The following is a 5,211-nucleotide window of genomic DNA, read 5'->3' as shown; positions in this document are numbered from 1 at the left end:
TTTCCTGGGTATTGCAGTTGCGGCTTACGAATGGATTGCGGCTATCGCCCTGATAATTGTTGCGGTTTGGTTTATTCCTGTTTATCTGAAGAATCACATTTACACCATGCCTCAATTTTTAAAGACGAGGTATAATGAAACGGTGGCTTTAATCATGGCAATCTTCTGGTTATTCCTTTACGTGTTTGTAAATCTAACATCCATTTTATATTTGGGGGCGGTAGCTATCAACGGTATTACGGGCGGCGGTTACCTGCATGTGATCATGATAGGTCTGTCCATTTTTGCATTAATTATTTCGTTGGGTGGAATGAAAGTAATCGGATATACTGATGTTATACAGGTCGCAGTTTTAATCATCGGCGGATTAGTAACAACGTATATAGCATTGACCGTAGTTGGCGATAAGTTCGGGTACGGCCCCGATGCTATTGCCGGCTTTAAGGCGTTAATGCACAATGCCCCTGAACATTTTAAAATGATTATTCCAAGACCAACGGCTTCTTCTACACAAATCGAAGTCAATAAGTATCTCACTTTTCCCGGCCTCGCTTCTTACCTCGCAGGCATCTGGATCATTAATCTCAATTACTGGGGCTGCAATCAATACATCACGCAACGGGCACTGGGAGCAGATTTGCAAACAGCAAGAACCGGAATTTTATTTGCAGGATTCTTGAAATTATTGATGCCGCTGATTGTAATGTTGCCAGGCATTGCCGCTTACGTTTTATATTCTAAAGGCTATTTGCCTAAATTGGTTGGCGGTAAAGATGGGGCGTATTCAGCCGTTCTTGAATTTTTACCAACAGGGCTAAAAGGATTATCTGTTGCAGCTTTAACAGCAGCAATTGTTGCATCGTTAGCTGGTAAAGTAAATAGTATCTCGACGATCTATACGCTGGACGTTCATAAAAAATATATTAATAAACAGGCTGACGAAAGAAAACAGGTAATGGTTGGCAGGGCAACTGTTTTTGCAGCCATGATACTCGCAGTACTTTTTACATGGAACGATCTTTTGGGTATCGGTGGCGTTGGCGGATTCACGTATATTCAAAAATACACCGGGTTTATAAGTCCGGGCGTTTTTGCCATGTTTTTCCTGGGTATGTTTTGGAAAAGAACCACCGGCCTCGCTGCGATAGTTGGTGTTATCACCGGATTTGTGTTATCTGTCTTCTTTAATGAATTTGCGCCTCAACTGTTAGGACATGAGAATTTCCTATATACAGCTTACTCGAATGGAACTGGTGGTTATGAAATTCCTTTTCATATCTGTATGGGCTTATCATTTATGTTCACAATGATTATTATGATTCTTATAAGTCTTGGCGGGCCAAAAATAAATGCTAAAGCCTTTGAACTCGATAAGACTATGTTCAGGTTAAGACCACAAACAATTCTCTTAATCATGATAACGCTCTTATTAATTTCAGCTTTGTATGTCAAGTTTTGGTAAATTCTAAATAAGATAACAATAGAGTTTTATGAGTAACATAAATGATTACAAGATACACGACCGGATGCTCATCGCAGTCGACTGTATCATTTTTGGATTTGATGGAAAAGATTTAAAGGCCCTGCTGATAAAAAGAGGGTTCGAACCAGGCTTGGGCAAATGGTCTTTAATGGGTGGCTTTGTAAAATCACGGGAAAGCATACACGACGGCGCAACACGTATTCTTGAACAACTTACCGGGCTCACCAACATTTACATGGAACAATTATATTGCTTCGGCGATGTGGGCCGCGACCCGGGTGATCGTGTTGTATCCATCGCCTATTTCGCTTTAATAAAATTGGATGACTATAAGACGGAGTTGATGAAAGAACATAACGCCAAATGGTTTAACATACGGCACATTCCTGCTATGATCTTTGATCATAAAAAAATGATCCTGATGGCGAAAGAAAGTCTTCGCCAAAAAGTAGCTACCCACCCTGTTGGTTTTGAATTACTGCCCAAAAAATTTACGCTGGCGCAATTGCAAAATCTTTATGAGACGATTTATGAAACCACCTTTGATAAACGTAATTTCCTTAGAAAAATATTATCGCTCGATATACTGAAAAAGCTAAATGAGAAGGAAAGATTTTTGTCGAAAAGAGGTAGCTTTTATTACATGTTTGATCATGATAAATACAAAAAACTTGAACAGGAAGGTTTGAAGTTTATTTGATACAATTATGTATTTGGTTCATAAATCCCATTTTATAAACAGGGTTCTTAATTGCCCCGATCTTCAGGTCGGGTTTTTAAATTGAAGGTTTTAGGCTTTAGCCACAATAGTAATAAACACCGGATTTTTTTGGCTAAAGCCGGGATCCACAAAAACTTGTACCCCGACCTGAAGGTCGGGGCAATTCAACTACTGTCTATATAAAAGAATTGGTGATTTTCAAAACCTAAATTTTTTTATTTTCTACCTTCGCTAAAGCTGCTTTTTCTGCGGCCAGTCTTTTCTTTTCTGCTGCATAGTCGGCACGGCTTTGGAGTGCCTCATCAAATAACTTATTCCATCCGTTGTTTATATTTTCTTCCTTCAAGGCACATTTTGCAGGTTGATTGGTTTGAAAAATAGCACCTTCTTTCGGACAGGCACGCACACATTCTGAACAATAAATACAAACCGCGCGGTTAAAATGATAGGTTTGTTTTCCTTCCATATCCTGGGAAAAAACAATAGCGCCGGGCGGGCATACCATTTCGCAACGGCGACACCAGATGCATAAATTTTCATCGAAGCCAATCATCCCGCGATAATCATCGGGTATGTAGGTTTTTTCAAAAGGATATTTAGTAGTTATCGGCTTCCTGAATAAATTTCCAATGGTTTTAAAGAACGTTTTCATTTTAAAGTTTTTTTAATCATCTTGATGTACACGACAGGCAAGGATCATAAGATGCGATGATAGCCGGTGCACTCCCATACTCATTGCCTTTGAATGCTTCTACCATTGCCGGCACATTTGAAAATGTGGGGGCTTTAATTTTCAAACGTTCCAGTATTTGCGTCTTGTTTCCTTTAGCATAATAGAATAATTCACCACGCGGGGCTTCAAGTCTTACAACCGCTTCGCCATCAGGAAATGCTTTCGTTTCTGTAACAAGCGCTGACTCAGGTAAACCATTTATTATGTTTTCAATAATTCGAATGGATACATACAATTCATTCAAACGAACCATGTTGCGGGCATGAACATCGCCTGCATTATCTAACACTATTTCAAACCCAACTTCTTTCCACGGTAACAGATCTTCGGTATCATTGCGAACATCAACGGCCAATCCAGTCGCTCTGGCAAAAGGACCAACTACATTCAGTCTCAAAGCGTCTTCTTTTGTAATAACTCCAACCCCTTTGTTCTTTAGAGATAATGTCCAGTTGTTTTGATAGATGTTTACTAACTCGTCCAACTGCGGTTTAAAAGTTTTTAATTTTTCTAAAATCATTTTACCAACCTCCGGTTTTAAATCGCGGGCCACACCACCCACAATCGAAAAATCGTATTGAATTCTATTGCCACATACAGCCTCAAGCATTTCCATCGCAAACTCACGGTACTGCATGGTTTTCATAAACAAAGCCTCAAAGCCAGAATTCTCTGCAACATGACTCAGGCACAATAAATGCGAATGGATTCTGTCCAGCTCAATAACCAACATCCTTAAATATTTGGCCCGACGCGGTATTTCAATCTTTACTAATTTTTCTGCAACCTGTGAGTAAGCTGTTGTATGCGATACAGAACATAAACCACAAACACGCCCCACAACAAAGCTTACCTGGCGGAATTTAAATTTTGAACAACACGCCTGCTCTATGCCACGATGCACATAATACACGTTGGCAACCGTATCAATAATTTTTTCATTCTCTGTTGTGAACTTAAAATGAAGCGGCTCCAGCAATGAAACATGCTGAGCGCCTAACGGTATTTCATATAACTTTCCCATAATTATTTTTTCTTTCTTAACGGTCCACTTTCAAAATCGGGTTCCAGCACAAACCCTTTTGCTGTATTTTGAATTTTAATATTCATCAGATCTACCAGTTCAGCTTCTGCCACCCATGAAGATTCAATAATATCCCTGATAGAAGGTATTTCTGTATCAGGATTAATTTGAACACAAAAAGTGATGATGTTTGAGGGGTTAGCATATTCGCTAAAAAACCATTGCACTTCAATTTTTTCACCGAGGTCTACCGCATTAATAACCATAAAATGAAACAACTCCGGTTTATAAAAATTACGGATGTCGTCTTTTACTTTATCAATGGATGTTTCAATTCTATTCATGGACTAAGCAATTTTTTTTATTTCAGCAGCAATATCTCTCCTGTTTAATTGTGTATCTTCTTTTACGGGTTCTTTTCTTAATCGTACAGATTTTTCCAAATCCTTTGTCTTTTTCTCTAATATCGCCAGGCCTTCTATAACACCATCAATAATTTGTTCCGGCCGCGTGCCGCATCCACACACATACACGTCCACCGGAATATATTGATCTATGCCACCTTCACAATTATACATTCCCCTGAAAACCCCGCCGGTACAGGCGCAGGCTCCGCAACTTATTACAACTTTTGGCTCCGGCATTTGAGCATACACCTCCACCAACCTTTCGCGGGAACGCTTGGTAACGGGGCCGGTTACCAGAAGAATATCAGATTGCTTCGGATTTCCTGAATTGATCATTCCAAATCTTTCAATATCATATTTAGGCGCTAAGCATGCCAATATTTCTATATCGCAACCATTGCACCCGCCAGCATTATAATGCAAAATCCAGGGTGATTTTTTTCTAAACGAATTTAATTTCATAATTGCCAATGTAAAATGGTTAACAATAAATTAATGAAAGCAACAGGCAAGGCAACCAGCATCGAAAATCGAAGCATCTGTTTGTAATTTACTCTCGCTGAAGAATTATCCAAAGCGTTTATATAGATAAAAACAACGAACACAAGGCCTAATCCCAATAAGGGATTACTGGCGCCGAAAAGATAAACCAACGCATAGCAAAATACATAGTCTAACCATTTAGCCGTATAAATAGCTTCGAAAAAAATACCTGAAAATTCCAGTTCCACACCGCCGGTTATTTCCTGGTGTGCTTCAGCAACATCAAATGGAGATTTTTTTAGTTTAATAGGTAAAATCAACAGCAATGCAACAAATGCTAATGGCATTTTAAATAGCAAT

At 39.1% G+C, this 5,211-nt stretch carries 7 protein-coding genes; 2 read left to right on the top strand and 5 right to left on the bottom strand.

Features of this window, described 5'->3' with window-relative positions:
- Nucleotides 1-1,462: sodium:solute symporter family transporter (locus ACO1O5_RS11120; protein ID WP_486270180.1), on the top strand; the 1,462-nt coding region annotated here is incomplete at its 5' end.
- Between the two features lie 28 nt (nucleotides 1,463-1,490).
- Entirely contained in the window at nucleotides 1,491-2,183 is a 693-nt protein-coding gene (locus ACO1O5_RS11115; RefSeq protein WP_486270178.1) for an NUDIX hydrolase, read from the top strand.
- 226 nt (nucleotides 2,184-2,409) lie between these two features.
- On the opposite strand, the gene ACO1O5_RS11110 is transcribed toward ACO1O5_RS11115, so the two are convergent.
- The 5 genes from ACO1O5_RS11110 to ACO1O5_RS11090 form a co-directional block, all read right to left on the bottom strand.
- Nucleotides 2,410-2,856 (bottom strand): 4Fe-4S dicluster domain-containing protein, encoded by a 447-nt coding sequence (locus ACO1O5_RS11110; protein ID WP_486270177.1) that lies wholly within the window; start codon nucleotides 2,854-2,856, stop codon nucleotides 2,410-2,412.
- A gap of 16 nt (nucleotides 2,857-2,872) precedes the next feature.
- Complete coding sequence (locus ACO1O5_RS11105; protein WP_486270175.1) at nucleotides 2,873-3,961, bottom strand: hydrogenase large subunit; 1,089 nt, start codon at nucleotides 3,959-3,961, stop codon at nucleotides 2,873-2,875.
- A gap of 2 nt (nucleotides 3,962-3,963) precedes the next feature.
- Nucleotides 3,964-4,305 carry an NADH-quinone oxidoreductase subunit C gene (locus tag ACO1O5_RS11100; RefSeq protein ID WP_486270173.1) on the bottom strand — a complete coding sequence of 114 codons (342 nt, stop codon included), beginning with the start codon at nucleotides 4,303-4,305 and terminating at the stop codon, nucleotides 3,964-3,966.
- A gap of 3 nt (nucleotides 4,306-4,308) precedes the next feature.
- Complete coding sequence (locus tag ACO1O5_RS11095; RefSeq protein ID WP_486270171.1) at nucleotides 4,309-4,830, bottom strand: NADH-quinone oxidoreductase subunit B family protein; 522 nt, start codon at nucleotides 4,828-4,830, stop codon at nucleotides 4,309-4,311.
- On the bottom strand, nucleotides 4,827-5,211 hold a 385-nt coding region (locus ACO1O5_RS11090; protein WP_486270169.1), incomplete at its 5' end, for an NADH-quinone oxidoreductase subunit H. The genes ACO1O5_RS11090 and ACO1O5_RS11095, both read right to left, overlap by 4 nt.

Source organism: Ginsengibacter sp. (genome assembly GCF_057362405.1).
Note: the sequence above shows the minus strand (reverse complement) of the source record. Positions and strands in the feature narration are given on the sequence as shown.

Bases quoted from the DNA above. Each gene is read 5' to 3' on its own strand.
- ACO1O5_RS11095 (WP_486270171.1), bottom strand. From the start codon at position 4,830: ATGAAATTAAATTCGTTTAGAAAAAAATCACCCTGGATTTTGCATTAT.
- ACO1O5_RS11115 (WP_486270178.1), top strand. From the start codon at position 1,491: ATGAGTAACATAAATGATTACAAGATACACGACCGGATGCTCATCGCA.
- ACO1O5_RS11110 (WP_486270177.1), bottom strand. From the start codon at position 2,856: ATGAAAACGTTCTTTAAAACCATTGGAAATTTATTCAGGAAGCCGATA.
- ACO1O5_RS11105 (WP_486270175.1), bottom strand. From the start codon at position 3,961: ATGGGAAAGTTATATGAAATACCGTTAGGCGCTCAGCATGTTTCATTG.
- ACO1O5_RS11100 (WP_486270173.1), bottom strand. From the start codon at position 4,305: ATGAATAGAATTGAAACATCCATTGATAAAGTAAAAGACGACATCCGT.